The organism is Alteromonas hispanica, assembly GCF_010500915.1.
GTDB classification, from domain to species: domain Bacteria; phylum Pseudomonadota; class Gammaproteobacteria; order Enterobacterales; family Alteromonadaceae; genus Alteromonas; species Alteromonas hispanica.
This window is the reverse complement of record NZ_JAAAWP010000002.1, coordinates 571649-588360: the sequence shown is the minus strand read 5'-3', so window position 1 is coordinate 588360 and position 16712 is coordinate 571649. Positions and strand designations below refer to the sequence as shown.

The 16712-nt window shown below is 43.8% G+C and carries 15 protein-coding genes; 5 read left to right on the top strand and 10 right to left on the bottom strand.

Features of this window, described 5'->3' with window-relative positions; translation table 11 throughout:
* Positions 1-26: 26 nt before the first annotated feature.
* Together zapE and GTW09_RS05530 are read right to left on the bottom strand one after the other, a co-directional pair.
* Entirely contained in the window at positions 27-1328 is a 1302-nt protein-coding gene (zapE, locus tag GTW09_RS05535; RefSeq protein WP_239059294.1) for a cell division protein ZapE, read from the bottom strand.
* A 248-nt stretch (positions 1329-1576) separates the two neighbouring features.
* Complete coding sequence (locus tag GTW09_RS05530) at positions 1577-2863, bottom strand: DUF445 domain-containing protein (RefSeq protein ID WP_163110668.1); 1287 nt, start codon at positions 2861-2863, stop codon at positions 1577-1579.
* 481 nt (positions 2864-3344) lie between these two features.
* On the opposite strand from GTW09_RS05530, the gene GTW09_RS05525 reads away from it, so the two are divergent.
* Complete coding sequence (locus GTW09_RS05525) at positions 3345-4016, top strand: DUF4097 family beta strand repeat-containing protein (RefSeq protein ID WP_163110666.1); 672 nt, start codon at positions 3345-3347, stop codon at positions 4014-4016.
* Between the two features lie 46 nt (positions 4017-4062).
* Positions 4063-4632 carry a sugar O-acetyltransferase gene (locus tag GTW09_RS05520; RefSeq protein ID WP_163110664.1) on the top strand — a complete coding sequence of 190 codons (570 nt, stop codon included), beginning with the start codon at positions 4063-4065 and terminating at the stop codon, positions 4630-4632.
* A 29-nt stretch (positions 4633-4661) separates the two neighbouring features.
* Here GTW09_RS05520 and GTW09_RS05515 read toward each other — a convergent pair whose 3' ends face one another.
* Positions 4662-5927: a GGDEF domain-containing protein gene (locus GTW09_RS05515; protein ID WP_163110662.1), complete on the bottom strand. Its 1266-nt coding sequence runs from the start codon at positions 5925-5927 to the stop codon at positions 4662-4664.
* Between the two features lie 315 nt (positions 5928-6242).
* Between GTW09_RS05515 and GTW09_RS05510 the strand changes: the two genes are divergently transcribed.
* The 3 genes from GTW09_RS05510 to GTW09_RS05500 all read left to right on the top strand — a co-directional run bounded on the left by GTW09_RS05510 (position 6243) and on the right by GTW09_RS05500 (position 8613).
* Entirely contained in the window at positions 6243-6662 is a 420-nt protein-coding gene (locus GTW09_RS05510; RefSeq protein WP_163110660.1) for an MAPEG family protein, read from the top strand.
* Between the two features lie 35 nt (positions 6663-6697).
* Positions 6698-7561 carry a formyl transferase gene (locus tag GTW09_RS05505; RefSeq protein WP_163110658.1) on the top strand — a complete coding sequence of 288 codons (864 nt, stop codon included), beginning with the start codon at positions 6698-6700 and terminating at the stop codon, positions 7559-7561.
* Between the two features lie 122 nt (positions 7562-7683).
* Positions 7684-8613, top strand: a complete 930-nt coding sequence (locus GTW09_RS05500; protein ID WP_420809540.1) for a hypothetical protein — start codon at positions 7684-7686, stop codon at positions 8611-8613.
* A gap of 111 nt (positions 8614-8724) precedes the next feature.
* Here the strand turns inward: GTW09_RS05500 and GTW09_RS05495 are convergent, their stop codons facing one another.
* From GTW09_RS05495 to GTW09_RS05465, 7 genes are all read right to left on the bottom strand, one after another.
* The gene (locus tag GTW09_RS05495; RefSeq protein ID WP_476692421.1) at positions 8725-10800 is read right to left on the bottom strand and encodes a methyl-accepting chemotaxis protein; all 2076 of its coding nucleotides are present in this window, start codon (positions 10798-10800) and stop codon (positions 8725-8727) included.
* A 665-nt stretch (positions 10801-11465) separates the two neighbouring features.
* Positions 11466-12269 (bottom strand): 2,5-didehydrogluconate reductase DkgB, encoded by an 804-nt coding sequence (gene dkgB, locus GTW09_RS05490; RefSeq protein WP_163110654.1) that lies wholly within the window; start codon positions 12267-12269, stop codon positions 11466-11468.
* Between the two features lie 262 nt (positions 12270-12531).
* The gene (gene rluB, locus GTW09_RS05485) at positions 12532-13431 is read right to left on the bottom strand and encodes a 23S rRNA pseudouridine(2605) synthase RluB (protein WP_100971381.1); all 900 of its coding nucleotides are present in this window, start codon (positions 13429-13431) and stop codon (positions 12532-12534) included.
* A 42-nt stretch (positions 13432-13473) separates the two neighbouring features.
* A complete protein-coding gene (gene scpB / locus GTW09_RS05480; protein WP_100971379.1) occupies positions 13474-14067 on the bottom strand; it encodes an SMC-Scp complex subunit ScpB in 594 nt (197 codons plus the stop codon).
* Positions 14054-14884 (bottom strand): segregation and condensation protein A, encoded by an 831-nt coding sequence (locus GTW09_RS05475; RefSeq protein ID WP_232230639.1) that lies wholly within the window; start codon positions 14882-14884, stop codon positions 14054-14056. The genes scpB and GTW09_RS05475 overlap by 14 nt, the downstream gene beginning before the upstream one ends.
* A gap of 60 nt (positions 14885-14944) precedes the next feature.
* Positions 14945-15565, bottom strand: a complete 621-nt coding sequence (locus tag GTW09_RS05470) for an L-threonylcarbamoyladenylate synthase (protein WP_071979399.1) — start codon at positions 15563-15565, stop codon at positions 14945-14947.
* 21 nt (positions 15566-15586) lie between these two features.
* Positions 15587-16435 carry a PHP domain-containing protein gene (locus GTW09_RS05465; protein ID WP_163110652.1) on the bottom strand — a complete coding sequence of 283 codons (849 nt, stop codon included), beginning with the start codon at positions 16433-16435 and terminating at the stop codon, positions 15587-15589.
* Positions 16436-16712: the final 277 nt, after the last annotated feature.

Genomic DNA, 16712 nt, shown 5'->3' with positions numbered 1-16712 from the left:
GCTGGGTCAGTAAAACGGCTTCGCGTTTAAATTCCGGGGAATATTTTCTTCGTTTGGTCATAGACACTCCTTCTAGGCATAGTATGCCTCTTTATGGCTGTGTCCGTAAAATATGGGTAGAACCCAACCAATTCGTCGAGCGGCACTTGTGCCGCCAGCACCAAGCGGGTGCGAGACTCATAACACGCGTCAATAAGGGTCACAAATCGTCGCGCTTCGTTGAGATGATTGGCGTCCAGTTGGGGTACACGTTCCATGATGATGACCGGAAATCGGCGGCAGAGGGAAATATAATCGGACGCCCCGAGGGGTTGATAGCACAACTCAGAAAAGTCAAACCAGGCGCACTGGTCATTCAATCTGGCAACCTCAACGGTGCGACCAAAGAGGACGGAAATGCTTTCGGCCTCAGTTTTGGATGCAGTGCTACCAAATATTTCTTCCAATTGCGCCTGTATGTTGTTGTTAATATTATTATCGCCTTGCATATCCTTATTTGACCAAAAATAGGATTGACCATCCGCTCGACTTTCGAGTCGATAATCCTTCTGGGAATCCTCCATAGAAATAATGTCGAACGTGTCTTTCAACATGTCTATGAATGGCAAAAAAAGAGAGCGGTTGATGCCTCCCTCATACAAGGCATCGGGGGAGCGATTCGAGGTGGCCACCACCACCACATTCCAATCCGATATTAATAGTGAAAACAGTCGCTTCAAAATCATGGCATCGGCAACGTCTGTCACTTGAAATTCATCGAAACAAAGTAGTTGGGCTTCTTGTGCCAATTGTTGCGCAATGACGGGGATCGCATCACCACGTGGGTGCTCCTGCTTGTAGGCAAAAATTCGATGATGGACGTCTAGCATGAACTCATGAAAGTGGACGCGGCGTTTGGTTATTTTTGTGTGTTTGTGGCTGTCATTATTACGGCAAGAATTATTATCAGGAACAGTAACCGACTCGTAAAAGAGATCCATTAGAAAGCTCTTGCCGACCCCGACCGGTCCATGAATATATATGCCTCGCGGTGGTGGACCAAAAGACCACAAATGGAACTTCTTTCGAAAAAAAGACTGGGCGGATGCCAAGGATCGCGACAGTATCAGTAATAGTGCACTGCTTATTGTACTGCTGTTCTTTGTCAGATCGTCGGTGCGTACTGGTGGCAGCGAGGTAAGAGACTCGTGCAGGGCATCGAATTTTGCCGCCAGAGCGACTTGCGCGTCATCTCGTCGCACCTCCCCCGCCTCAACCTTGAGTTCATACGCCGCTGTCACTGGGCCTGTCGAGAGGCACCGCCGAGCAACGCGAGGTTGTGCTATCATCGTGTTCATCATCGTATTCGTTTTCATCATGGAGCTGATGAGTTTATTAACGTGATGGGTGGTACGTTAGATCTATGTATAGGTATCAAATGAATTTGTATAAACCTACAACTACAGAGTCTGAGCAAATAGATACTCTAAGCTAGTAAAGCTAGGCTGCAATGGCTTAGCGTTTTGTTGTTTCGTCGTTAGCTTTTAGAACGGTGTTTAAAACAAGCTAGCCAAATTCAGCGATAGTCAGAGACCTCTTAAAGACCAATTAACACTTCGATGCCATACAATGCTGCGCCAATGCAACCACCGACAATTGTGCCGTTGATACGCACTTTTTGAAGATCTCTTCCAATATTAAGCTCTACTTGCTCGGCCATATCTTTTTCATTCCAGGTGTTAATCGTGTCTCTTATGTGTGCGGTTAAAAATTGAGCGAGTTCGGGTGCCATATATTTTGCAGCTTCGCCAATATGCTTGTTAAAAGCTTTAGACAGCTCACTATCGCCTCGCAAGGAACTGCCTAAATCCTGCAGAAGACCAGACACTTTTTGTTCTGCTTTCCCCTCTTTCTCTTCTAGCGAGCGCAGTAACCATTCGCTAAAACGTTGCCATGATGAATGTAAATACCCTTTCAACGCAGGGTCATCAATGATCTTTTCTTTGAAGCCGTTAACCTTTTGCTCCATGTCATCACTATGCTGCAAATCGTGCAGAAATTCGTTCACTTGCTCGTCGAAAGCCAGTCGAATGGGGTGAGATTGGTCTTGGTAAATGTCTTCTAAAATAGACGAAACCGCCTTAACAGCAATAAGTGCCCCCTGCTCACTTAACCAACTAGATGGCAATATTTTCTCTACTCTGCTGTACTCAGTTTTTAGCCAAACAATTAACGTATCGGCAATATATTCTTGGGTATCGGGCTGACTGAGTAGCCCAGCTAATTTCCCAAGTAATCTGTCGAGTACTACTTGGTGCTGTCCTTCTTTAGTAACGGCATTCAACGAAGTAGCAATTAACTGATTTAAGTCTAGGCTTCTTACCCCTTTTTCAGCGGTTTTTGAAATGAAGTCTTTTACGGGTTTGTCATCTAATACCTTCAACATACCGCTGAGTGCATCACACAGAAAGCGGCTTAACTTCTGCGCATTTTGTGGCGACTCAAGCCATCGGCCAGCGCCTTTAGCGGGGTCGCTTTCACTGATTAGTTTTTCAATTGCCATAGGGTTAAAGAATTTTTCTTTCACGAATTCCGAGAGATTATTGGCAATTGCGCTTTTGTTACTGGCTACAATGTTAGTATGAGGAATGGGATACGATGAGGGAATAGGTTTAAACAGAGCAGTTACTGCAAACCAATCTGCTAAACCGCCCACCAAAGCCGCTTCACTGGCCATTTTTATAAGTTCCAGCCACCAACTCGAGGCAACCTGAGGGCTGTACTTTTGTGTGAGAACAGTAATAACAAAAATAGCAGCTGCAATCATCAAGCATGCCAGAGCCTGTCGTTTCGCTCTTTGCAACAGTAGGTGCTTATCCAGCATGCATGTTCCTTTTTCGACTTAGTCGCGTTAAATGTAGCATCTTATCTTTGCACACATGATTTTCTTCAGTTCGTACTGATAGTGAGTAAATAAAGAACTGCAAATATCGCGCCTATTGAAAATAGGTAGAATAAAGGATGAGTCATTGCCCCAAAACGCAATGCCCCAAAGCGATATGCATAATTTAGTACTACTTCTCTCCTGTCTTCCACACAACTGACTCGCGATTAATTTAACGCCATAAATAGCAAGAAACTTAACAAATTAGCGCTTTTAACAACTTTGTCACCAAACCTGCCACAAAAACACATTATAAATGCACCCAAAAATCGTAAACCATTGATTTTAAATACTTAAACCATTTGGCACAGTACGTGTTAAGCCTAAACATAGAAGGAGTTTAAATCCTAAATTAGTGATGCTGGAAACTCCTCAACTTTCTTTTTTAATTTTTTAACTGTTTACTTTTAGGGTTATTGCAATGAACAAATCTTTTTTATCTGCCGCTGTTATAGTGCTTGGAACCACATTGCTAAGCGGCTGCGTTATTCACGTGGGAAATGCCAGTGCTTTAGATGGAAACGACGTAAGCACGATGCTGGGAAATATTAACATTGCCAGTGGTAAACACGCAGGCGATATATCGTCAGTGAATGGTAATGTAGATATAAAAGAGCATGGCAGTGCAGCCGAAATAAGTATTGTTAACGGTAATTTAGATATGAGTAGCCATGTTACCGTCGACAGCATTGATATAGTGAATGGCGACGTTGCTGCATCATCTCATCTTACTGTTAAACGAAGCATTGAGACGGTTAATGGTGATATTTCATTACAAGCTAACGGCAGTGTTGGTGGCAATATTGAAACTGTGAATGGTGATATCAGTATTACTGATGTAACGGTGAATAACGATATTAGCACCCTTAATGGCGACATAGATATTACTGGCAACAGTGAAATATACGGAGACATTATTTATGAGCACAATGAAAGTAACTGGGGCAACGACAAGGACAAGTTACCGACGTTAACGATTGGCAAGAACGTAACCCTTCACGGCAACATAATTTTAAAGCGTAGAGTCGAGTTAAATGTCGAAAGCGCAGACATAGATAAGAAAGTTGTTGTAAGCTATGACCATGCGAAATAGCTAAGAAAAATTGCGGAAGATATCGTCCCTTGGTAATCACACTCACATGACCGAACAAGAGAAAATGCTCGCTGGCGAGCTTTATTTCCCCTCTGATAAAACACTTACGGCACTTCGCAAGAACTGCCGTAAACAGCTAGATATTCTCAATAGCACCTGTCAGACCGAGCACAAAAAACGAACTCAGTTACTCAAGACATTATTTGGTAAAACTGGAAAGCGTTTGTATATCGAATCTACGTTCAAATGTGACTATGGCGAGAACATATTAGTTGGTGAAAATTTTTACGCCAATTTCAATTGCGTAATTTTAGACGCCGCCAGAGTGACCATTGGTGATAACTGCATGTTGGCTCCACAGGTGGGCATTTACACGGCGACACACCCTACAGATCCGAAGCAAAGAGCCACCGGCATTGAGTTTGCAAAACCTATCACCCTTGGAGACGACTGTTGGGTGGGAGGCATGGCCGTAATTAACCCTGGCGTTACACTTGGCAATAATGTGGTTGTCGCTTCTGGCGCTGTGGTTACCAAGTCCTTCGGCGATAACGTCATTATTGGTGGTAACCCCGCTCGCGTGATTAAAGTTATCAATACTCATTCTACTGAGTAAAAATGTTCAAAGAGCGCGGGTTTAGCAGATTAAGAAAGGTCGCTTAAAGTAGCAAAGCCAACAAGGTTTTTGCCTTTGTGTTTAGCACTGTAGAGCGCCTCATCTGCGCACGATAGCATCTGATTCGGCAAGTCTTTCATGGTAAGTTGTTCAGGCGTTACACTGACGACACCGAATGAGCAAGACGCGTTAAACCTGCGCTCTCCTTCTCCGAATTGAGCTTTCGCAACATAGCTGCGAATACGCTCAACAATAACTGGGGCATGATTTTCGTTTTGTGTATCGGTGAATAAAATAACAAATTCATCGCCGCCAAGCCGAGCAATGCAGTCAGATTGGCGAATGTTTTCTTTTATTATACCCGTGACTTGCGTGAGCAGCGCATCTCCGCTTGCATGACCATATTTATCGTTTATCGCTTTAAAATTATCTACATCAAAAACGCAGACAGATAGCCACTTTAGCTCTCCCCTCATCATCAAATTTACCGCCTCAGTGAGACGTATTTCTAAGTAGCTGCGAGAAAAAGCTTGGGTTAAATGGTCATACATTAAACGGTCGCTTAGTAAGCGCCTTTCCTCATAAAGATCATCGATATGTAGCACCAGCGCCCATGCAATGCAGGACGTAACAAAGAAAGAACCAACCCATGTCAGCGGCGGAAGATCAATAACCTGAATTCCCGTTAACATGTCACACACGCCGGTGAACATCCAAAACATATTGGCTATTAATAAAAGTAAAACGGTACTTGAGTTGCCATTGTCCTGTTTTCTTTGCTGTCGGTTGAAGACTCGGACTAATACGGAAATACCGTATACGGCCAATATCAAAATCCATGCCCCCCATACCTGAAATAGCGGCCCGTAGACTAAGCCCGTGTAATAAGAGGACGTTGCATAAAAAGCATTGTCGAGAAAAAGCGAGCTGGGTATAGCGGTAGCAATCGAAAAAGCCGCGCAAACCCCATAGCACCATTTTAACGAGGTGGGTGCCTCATATTCGAAGAAGGACAGATAAAAGTGCAAGCTGATCACGGTGGTAAACATGGCGGCAATCACCGTAATACGATTTGAAACGCTCAGATAAATAAGGTTGTCACTTGAGTTGAGCAGCACGGCAAAGGCACCAAAAAAGATACTGCTGACGAGGGCCCCAATGGAGAAAATTAAGTAATATTTTACCGACTCCTCATGGCGGGACGTCAGGCGATAATACAAGAGTATAAAGAATAAACTTAGTAATAAGCAGACTGCAGAGGTAATGAATAAAGGCAGCGATAATGCGTGAATCATTTTTGTTATTTACGCCCTTTTCTCTCGTTTGCTTTTGAGCAAAAGCATATCATCAATACTCGCTGCAAATACGCTTATCAACTATCGAAGCGCAAACGGCCCATGTATTTTTTATAGTTTAATTAGAATTTCTTACATAAATATCTCAGATTTTTTCGTTTGTTTCATATGTAGTCAGCAGAACTATCTACGTTAAAGCAAGTGCACAAGCGCTATCCTTTCTTATTTTAGCCAAGGCCTGCTTTTTGCACATCTTTTTTATTAATGAGTGTTATGAATAAGTAACACATAGATAAATAGAATAAGGACTAACTAATGACAGATATCACCTTTTCGGCATATTTTGCTTTTTTCCTTTACTTACTACTTTTACTTGTGCAATGGGGTGTAGCAACTATTAGTAAAGCAAAACAACCTAATGCTGTTCCCGGCAAGATAGATGACGAATTGTCTCACAATAGTTTTGTATTTCGAGCACACCGCACGTTCCATAACACTCTTGAAAATAGTGCATTATTTATAGGGACGATAATGCTTGCCTTTGTGTTAAATTATCAAAGTACGGTATTTGCACTTTGTATGTGGGTTTATCTAATTGCCAGGTTCATTCACATGGTGCTGTATTATGCGATAGCCACTGAGAAAAACCCCAGCCCCCGTAGCTATTTCTTTTTAATTGGTGTTGTTGCGAATATCACCATGCTGGTGTTATTGGGAATGCGGCTAGTGGCGTAACTTGACTTCGTAGGGCCATATTTGGAAGAGAAACCATGCGTATAACACTGCTTTGCAATTTAGATATTGCCAGTAATTTAGCCGCCAACCAGTTAATTAATGCACTCCCCGAACACCAGTTTAGTGTATTGATGACGTCACAGGTTGGCGGTAATAACAAAAGACCGGATGCATTAGAGGCGCTTTCGTTTTATGAGAACGCCCTATTTACGCAAATACTTTTTCCAGCGTTAGAGTGTAATAAGGGAACTAATAAACAAGGACACCTTGACTCCTCTATAGAGAGCTCGCAAAACAAGGGCGCCCCATTGCTCACATTTGACGCCATGAAACAACGTGGCATTGACATTCATATTGTCTCAAATATTAACGAAGGCAATGGGCTTGAGCGTTTAACAGCAAGTAATCCCGAATTAGTTTTGTCAGTTCGTTTCGGTCGAATACTGAAAGAGCCAGCGCTTAATGTACCTCAGAATGGCGTTTTAAATTTGCATTCAGGATTACTGCCTCAGTACCGAGGAATTATGGCGACATTCTGGTCGATGCTAAAAGGCGAGCCACAGATAGGCTGTACTTTGCACCGAATACAGGACGCTGGAATTGACACCGGTGATATCGTATCTATTCACCCTATCGTTACTGATTATGATAAGTCGTACTTTGACAACATGCTTGCCATTTATCCTCAGGGTTTAGAGGCAATGATTGATGCTGTGAAACGAATTGCCGATGGCAAACAGTTAGACGCACTATCACAGGATATGTCGCAAGCAGGTTATTTCACAACGCCTGATCAAGCGTCGATAACACTCTTTGAGCAAAAAGGCTATCGGTGGGTTAATCACGATAAATTGATCACGCTAGCAAAACGATTTATGCCCAATGGCGTTGTAATGTAAAATACTGGTTTATGCTCTGCGGGTTTATGTTGTGCAGGTTTATGTTGTGCGTAGTAAAAAAGTGAAACCAACTATAGGGATAATGTGTGAACAGAGTTTTACTGGCTAAATTTTTCGGTTTCATTATTTTGGGAAGCGTTTTCAATTACTCAAAAGAATCTAATGCCAACGAACTACACTTTTCCCAGAAACTAGATATTCAACTGCGTTACGACAATCGCTCGAATAGACCAAGTCGAGAGCAGTACCGTTTTCGTTATTACCCCTCTTTGGCGCTATCTAAAACCTGGTCTCTCAACAGTTTTGTTGTAACGGGAGACGGGTTTTCTTCAAGTCACAACACCATTGGCAGTAGTAACACAGATTATCTCTACGCAAGGCGACTTTATATTCGTCACCAAGGTGATTACGGAAAAACCGAATTTGGTGTTATTCCAACGTACAAAGGACGAGTTTCCTCTACTGGTCTTTCAAAAGATGGCTGGATAACCGGCCTTAGGCATGTCCGCCATCTTCAAAACAACAGCGCGCTCGAAGTCGTTATCGGACAGCTTGCCAACGAGCAGGCTAACCACGCGTTAGATATTGGAAAGGGAAACAGTGGTGATAACTATTTTGAAGTTGAATACTCGGCGAGAATGGGACAGCGACACAGCTATGAGGCCAGCATAGAGCGAATGCTGCGTGGAGATTTTCTGCGTGCTGAGTATCGGTTTAATTATGCCACTAACAACACCGTGTTTTTTGAAAACGTTCAGCGAATAGATGCTTCAGCAAATAAGTTTGTTGCAGGTATGAGTGGAGAATTCTCCGGCACATTTTTGAGCCTACCTTATCCTATTGAGTACTTTGCCTATTATTCCTATGTGGATGACGGATTTGGCCAGCGTGTAGAGCTTACCGAGGATTTTTTAGGCACTGGGCATGGTGGTTCAGTAGAAATAAGCAGCGTATTGTCTACACAGCATGGGTTGGACTGGTTTGTAAGAGTAGATACCGTTGATAGTGTTAGCCGCTTGCTTGCGGGCATAAAGCTCTCTTTGAACCGGTGACTACAAGGGCGTGTTTAATACAAAAACACCCATCAAACCTGCTTTAGAACTTAATTCAACGTTAAGCGCAACAGGTTAGGATGGGTGCTTATTAAGCTGAAATGGCTTACCCTAGAATGACTCCCACTCGCCGTGCTCGGGTACCTTGGGTTTAAGGTTCGTTACTGTGCTGCCAAGGTTTTCTATCTGCTTTGGTCGCACGCTGTTTATATGAGTTTCTCTCGGTATCATTGAAGAGTGGTTGCTTTGCAAATTTCTATCGCCGATATCAAACACAGAGACTCTATTTGATAAGTTGCCAGCTTGCTGCTGAAGGCTCTCTGCAGCGGCCGCCGCTTCTTCTACAAGTGCTGCATTCTGCTGCGTTACTTCGTCCATTTGTACCACCGCTTTACTGACTTCTTCAATTCCAGAAGCCTGTTCGGAGCTTGCCGCTGCTATCTCGCTCATTATATCGTTAACCCGCTTAATCGAAGTGACAACTTCTTGCATGGTGTCACCAGATTGCCTGACGAGGGTATTTCCACTGTCTATTTTGCTTACTGAGTTGGAGATAAGCTCTTTAATTTCCTTTGCCGCCTCAGCAGAGCGCTGTGCAAGGCTTCTTACCTCTGAGGCGACTACCGCAAAACCTCTGCCCTGCTCACCGGCACGTGCGGCCTCAACAGCCGCATTCAGTGCGAGAATATTTGTTTGAAATGCAATGCCATCAATAACTCCAATGATGTCAGAAATTTCTTGCGCAGACTCATTAATCGACGACATGGTATCAACAACTTGGCCAATAAGATCGCCGCCCTGCGTGGCTACCAAACAGCTTTGCGATGCCAGCTTATTAGCCTGCTCTGCATTTTCGGCGTTAAGTTTTACCGTTCCGGTAAGCTCTTCCATGCTCGATGCAGTTTCTTCTAAGCTAGACGCCTGCTGCTCTGTTCTACTGGAAAGATCGCTGTTACCTGTTGCTATTTCCGTAGATGCAGTAGTGATAGTTTCTACGGCGTCATAGATAGAGCCTATGGTACTGCTCATTTGTTCGATAAATTGGTTAATGGCCTCACCGAGAACTTGAAATTCCCCCTCAAATTGACGGTCGATTTTGCATTTTAAATTGCCCTTAACCAGCTCGCCCATTATAAACTTGATATCGTTTATCGCCTGTTTTCTACCAGTGATGTTTACCGCGAACTGAACAACTTTAAAAGGCTTTCCGTTTTGATCGAGTATTGGATTATAAGACGCCTGTACCCACACTTCTTTTGACCCGCGGCCTACGCGTTTAAACTCACCGCTCACCAACACACCTTCTCTCAATTGTTCCCACAGCTGGTTATATTCAATACTGCGCTTGAACTCTTCATCGACAAACAAGCTGTGATGGCGACCCTTTATCTCTCTAAGGTCGTACCCCATCATATCGAGGAAATTGTCATTGGCTGAAAGTACCTTGCCCTCTAAGTCAAATTCCACTACCGGCTGTGCTTTATTTATTGCATCGATTTGCCCCTCAAAGTAGGCATTTTTCAGTTTTGACTCGGTGACATCGGTTGCAAATTGGACTATTCGAATCACTTTGCCCGCACTGTTTTTTACTGGGTTAAAAGTAGATTGTATCCACACTTCCTCTCCATTTTTATCTACAATGCAGTATTCACCATTTTGCTCGTTTCCCTCTTTTAGTTCACGCCATAGGCTTGAGCACTCTTCCGACTTTTTGTAGTCACTGGTATGCAAAGTTTTATATTGCTTTCCAACAAGTTCATCTTTCGAGAACCCCAGAATTTCTTGGAATTTGTCATTGGCATTTTCGATAACTCCATCCGCGTTCATTTCAACTACCGCCTGAGCGTTATTCAATACATTTAGCATGGTCGTTTTTATGAGTAATTCGGATTGGTCGACCCACTCAACCATAGTGCCAATATTACGATTAGATTGATCGAAAAGAGGCGTTAGGGTGAGTTTAAAATTTAAGTCGCCAATACTAACCGAGGACTCCATGGTAGATTTCAATTCGGCAAGAACATGGCGCTGATGAGAGGGATTTTTATGAAATTGATCGATATTCTGTCCCACCAGGTTATCGGCTGAAAACGTGGGAAGGATGGCTTTTAATTTCTGCTCGTTATCTTTAAGCAACTTTTTAACCGCTTCGTTTGCATAAATTATATTGCGGTCTGCATCTGCCATCATAATGCAGCAGGTTGTTGCATTCAGTGCTTGTTCGTTTCGTTGGGACTGCTTTGCGTCGGTCGCTGATGTAAATTCATCTAGCCATGTCATCACGCCCATGTTATTCACCTTTCTGTACTGTTATTACTGTTATTAATTAAAAACAAGTCCAGTAAAAGCTCCATTTTGAGGGCTTGTTATACAAAGTCGAACTACCTGCGTTCTATCAAACATCAGAATGTAGCTTTGTAAAACGGTTAAAACTCTTAAGATAGCCAACTTATAGATGCTAACGTTGAAGTTAGCCTTTTAAGTATGAGTAACAAACACCCAACCACCATTATACTTTGGAATAGTTTTATGAAAATAATTTAATATTTCAAATTAAACTCACTTTACTTTTAAATTTCAATTATTTAAAAGATAAAGGCGGTTATAAAAACCTAAAATAAAGAGTGAGAACGAGATAAAGACAAAAGCGACACTTATCCAATCTACACATACCAAAGGGGTAAGCGTTACGCTAATTAGTGGTTTAAGGCCACGTGGGAGATATAAAAGTGGGAGAAAAAAATCCGCTGCGATTATTATGTAATCGCAGCGGAATTGTATTGCTTTCATCAAGAAAAATTTAGATGAAATGCCCTACACAATAGTATTTGAGCGAGATGCAGACTAGAGAGCTAGTCCCATTTTGGAGCGAAGTCTGGATCGACAATTCGCTCGCCATTATCGAGCTCATCGATAGCGGTCAAATCTTCCTCAGAAAGCTGTACGCCGCCATAAGCCAGATTTTCCGCCAAGTGCGTTTTGCTGGTAGAAGATGGTATGGCGTATATATGGCGCTTCTCCATCCATGACAACACCACCTGCGCTGGTGAGGCATCGTATTTTGCGCCAATACTAATGAGTGTATCGTCTTTCATTACCTTGCCTACAGCAAATGGCATGTACGCAGTTATCTTGATGTCTTTTTCTCTACAAGCTTCAACTACAGCGCGATTTTGCATAAAAGGATGCAACTCAATTTGGTTAGTGTAAAGCTCACCTTTACCTAAAATCTTTTCAGCTTGATCCAGCTGGTCGATGGTAAAGTTAGATACGCCAATATGACGAGCTAAACCAATTTCTTTTACCTGTTTAAGTCGGCCTAAGTAGCTTTCAAGGGTGATATCGTCACCGGGATAAGGCCAATGAATTAAGAGAAGATCGACGTATTCTAATTTTAGCTTTTCCAAGCTTTCGTGAACACTTGCCATAAACTGGTCTTCACCGAGGGACTCGTACCATACTTTGGTAGTCACAAAAATATCGGAACGGCTTAAACCACTGGTTTGGATAGCATCACCTACCTCAGATTCATTTCCGTAGAATTGCGCAGTATCAATGTGTCTAAACCCTACACTTAGTGCGTCGACGACTGCTTGTCTTGCTTGGCTACCCTCTAAACGGAACGTCCCCATTCCCATTTGCGGCATGTCATTCATACTTTCTCCTTGTCGTTAAAAAAACATCTTGTTCGCTTTTTCCTACGCACACATTAGAAAGAGGATCGACTTTTCGTTTGTTATAAAACAGGAAAACTGGATTAATACCATTAGTTCGCATAGATAATTGCCCACTCAGAAGGCGCTGGCAAGTTACCCAGCGAAGCGTGGGAATGCAGGAATGGCTGTTAGGCAGATTTAACGGGACAAAGAAAAAAGCGCTCTTTCTCAAGAGCGCTTATGTTCATGGGTAGCTGGGCATTTATTTACGCTTTGCAGGTCTCGCAGTTCGCTGCTTAAGCCCTTGCTGCTTGCGCACCTTGTGCTTTTTCACAGAGCGACGCATGCGGCTTAACCTAACGTGATCCAGCTTGCCTTGTTGGTTCACGTTTACCATGGTTTGTGTTTCATCAGCTAGCTGCACATGCTTTCTCAGCGCGTTAACATCTGATAGTTCAAGTTCTACCCAAGCACCTTGCGGAAGGCGCTTTTGAAGCTCAATAGGTCCGTATTTAACGCGGATAAGACGACTAACCTGAACTCCCTGCGATTCCCAAAGACGACGTACTTCGCGATTGCGTCCTTCTTTAAGAGTAACGTTGTACCAGCGGTTCATACTCTCGTCTTCACCGGTTTGTGGTGTAGGCGTACCAGATACGGTTAAAAATTTTGCTTCACCGTCTTCTAACTGAACGCCTTTTTTCAGGGTGCTGATGGTTTTGCCTGTCACTTCACCAAACACCCGAACGGCATACTCTCGTTCTACTTCGCATTTAGGGTGCATTAAGCGATTTGCCAATTCACCGTCATTGGTGAACAGCAGTAAACCACTGGTGTTCATATCTAAACGACCCACTGTAATCCAGCGGCCTAGGCGGATAGCGGGGAGTCGGTCGAATACAGTATCGCGCCCTTCGGGATCGTGCCTACTGCATAGCTCGCCTTCCGGCTTGTTATACATAAGTACACGGCACACAGGCTGCTCGGTTTGGCGAGACAGCAAGTGACCGTCTACACGGATATTGGCCGTACCATCTACGCGGTCGCCAAGTTTTGCCACAGCGCCGTCTACCGACACTCTGCCATCATCAATCCAACGCTCCATTTCACGTCGCGAGCCTAGCCCTTGATTAGCTAGTACTTTTTGCAACTTTTCAGTCATGGGTAACTTCACTCTATTTTTGCTTGTTTACGGTCGCACGGTCTATTTAGACGGTGCCTCATTTAACACCTTAAGCGTCGGGTCAGATTCACTATTTTCCGCCATATTTTCAAAGGCATCGGCATCTGGCAAATCGGCCAGCGATGACATTGAAAAGTAATCAAGAAACTCTTTTGTTGTAGCATAAAGCGCAGGACGCCCCGGCACTTCTTTGTGCCCTACAACTTTAATCCAACCTCGTTCTGTGAGTGTTTTTATAATATTGCTGCTTACCGCCACGCCTCGAACCTGCTCAATTTCACCGCGGGTAATGGGTTGGCGATAGGCAATAAGCGCCAATGTTTCTAACATTGCGCGCGAATACTTAGGCGCACTTTCCTGCCATAATTTACTTAACCAGGGGCTAAGCGCATCAAGAGACTGAAAACGAAAGCCGCTCGCTACTTCAATAAGCTGTATTCCTCGCGGCTGATAGTCTAGCTTCAGCTCATTGAGTATTTTGCTTAACGTTCGGTCAGCCACTGTGAATTCGTTTAGCACAGTATCTTTTAGCTGCTGTCGGCTAATGGGTTTATCTGCAACAAATATAGCAGCTTCAACCAGCTGCTTGAGCTGCGCCGTATTAATCTTCTTCATGAGCGCCTAATTTTACATGAATTTTAGCGTAAGGACCCGCCTGCACACAAAAAATAAGCTGCGCTTTTACCAGCTCTAAAACCGCGAGAAATGATACTACAACACCGGCACGCCCCTCTTCCGGGGTAAAGAGCGCCTCTAGCGGAGAATAATCGGTATTGTTGAGTAAATCTAAAATCATCGACATTCTTTCTCGCGTGCTCAATGCTTCTCTGGCAATAGTATGGTGCTCGAATGCCTCTGCGCGCTTCATTGCTTGACTAAATGCCAATACCACTTCAGCAAGCGAAACATCTGGCTCAACGCGTATGGGAACCACGTTAGAACTCGTCGATACACTCACCTCAAAGATATCGCGCTCTAGTCTGGGCTGCAGGTCAAGGTCTTCTGCCGCTTGTTTTACCAATTCATATTCTTTTAAACGGCGAATAAGCTCAGCACGAGGGTCCTCCTCTTCCTCACTTTCATCACTTCGCTTAGGCAATAACAAGCGAGACTTTATCTCAGCCAAAATGGCCGCCATGAGTAGGTATTCAGCAGCAAGTTCTAGCTTTAACGCCATCATGGCGTCCACATATTCCATGTATTGCTTAGTTACATCGGCAATGGGCAACACGGTAATGTCAAACTTTTGCTTTCTAATTAAATAAAGTAATAAATCAAGGGGGCCCTCGAAGGTTTCTAAAATCACCTCCAGCGCGTCGGGCGGGATAAATAAGTCTTCAGGTTTTTCAATTAGCGCTTCGCCGTTAATGAATGCTAACGGTAATGGCTGTTGAACAGGCGCGGTTGCTGCTGCACTGGCGTCATTCCCCACAACGCTGTGCTCTGAGCTAACCTGTATTTTGCCTGCACTACTGTTCAACAGTTTTTCTCATTATTGAAACGGCGTAATGTCACCGGTACCCTCGCGCAAAATAACAGGGGTATCGTCTGAAAGGTCGACAACGGTAGTTAAATGCTCACCAATGTATCCGCCATGAATAATTAGGCCGACTTGCTTTTCGAGGTTTTCACGAATAACGTCAGGATCTGATTCTGCCGCGGTATTGCCAGGTAAAATTAATGACGTAGACATTAGCGGCTCTCCAAGCTCTTCCAATAACGCCAGAGCAATAGCGTTGTCGGGCACGCGAATACCAATTGTTTTTCGCTTGGGGTTTTGCAAGCGCTTGGGTACTTCACGGGTAGCTTTTAATACAAAGGTGTAGTGCCCTGGCGTATTATTTTTGATTTGACGGAATGCTGTATTATCAACTTTTGCGTAAATGGACAGTTCTGACATGTCACGGCACATCAAGGTAAAATTATGATCTTTACCTATTTGACGAATGCGGCAAAGCTGCTCAAGCGCTTTTTTATCTTCAATTTGGCATCCAATGGCATAGCCAGAGTCGGTAGGATAAACCACCACCTCGCCATTGCGAATTAACTCACAAGCTTGGCTAATGAGGCGCTTTTGAGGGTTGTCTGGGTGAACGTAAAAAAATTGGCTCATAGTTTCTCTCAATCTTGTGTGTTAGGTACGCTGCTCGATATGCTGCCAATTATGCCAGACAGGTGTCAACTTGCTGTTTATACCTAAATTCTTTCCAAGTTCAGTCCAACGAGACGGAAAGTGAAAATCGGAACCCGCAGAGGCGTAAAGGCCGTGATTTTCTGCTAGCTCGTTAATAAGTTCTTGTTTGGTTTTGTTAATGCCAGGAAACGCAGTTTCGATTGCATCACCGCCACTTTGCTCAAAGAAAGCGACAAGTCTTCGCAGCCATTTTGCCGTCATGTCGTAATGCGCAGGATGTGCCAGTACCGCTTGCCCACCCGCGTCTTGAATCCACGATATCGCAGTATCTATACTTGGCCACTGCGCTTTAACGGCAGCCCGTTTACCTTTACCTAAATATTTTTTGAACGCGTCGTTCATGGTGGGAACACCGTAATTGTTCACCAGCACCCTCGCAAAATGGGCGCGGGTTACTTGCCCAACACCGGCAAGTGCTTTTGCTCGCGCTAGAACGCCCTCAAAACCACATTTTTCTAATTTTTCTGCAATTAATTCAGCCCGCTCTTCCCGAGTGTCTGCCTGCTGCTGTAAACGCGCAAGAAAGGTTGGACAATTGCGATTGACATTAAGCCCTACTACGTGGATATCAAAACTGTGCCAAAGCGTCGATATTTCAACACCGTCAATAAGCGTAAGCGCACGTTTTTGCTGTGCTTGAGTAGCATGGGCTTCGCTCAGTCCAGCAACGGTATCGTGGTCTGTAATTGCAAGGACATCCACCTGCATAGTGTGCGCGCGAAGCACGAGTTCAGCGGGCGTGAGATGGCCGTCAGAAAATTTTGTATGGCTATGTAGATCTATTTTCAATGTATTATGCAAATTTAAGGTTGACACAAAAGGCGTTTTGTTTTCTTCTATAGGCACAGAGTATACGTTTTTACAGCTTCAATGCCTATTGAAGTTTGAACCAAACACAGAGTTATTCATGCATTCTTTATTAAATTCGACAGCAATGAAAATTGCAGCTTGGTGGTGGCACTCCCTAGTTTAGCGGGCGGTGTGCACGGTAGTGCGTGAATGAATACACAAAAGGCCCGTTAGTACGGGCCTTTTTTTTATCTTTTTGCAGTTGGAGAGTAAGCAA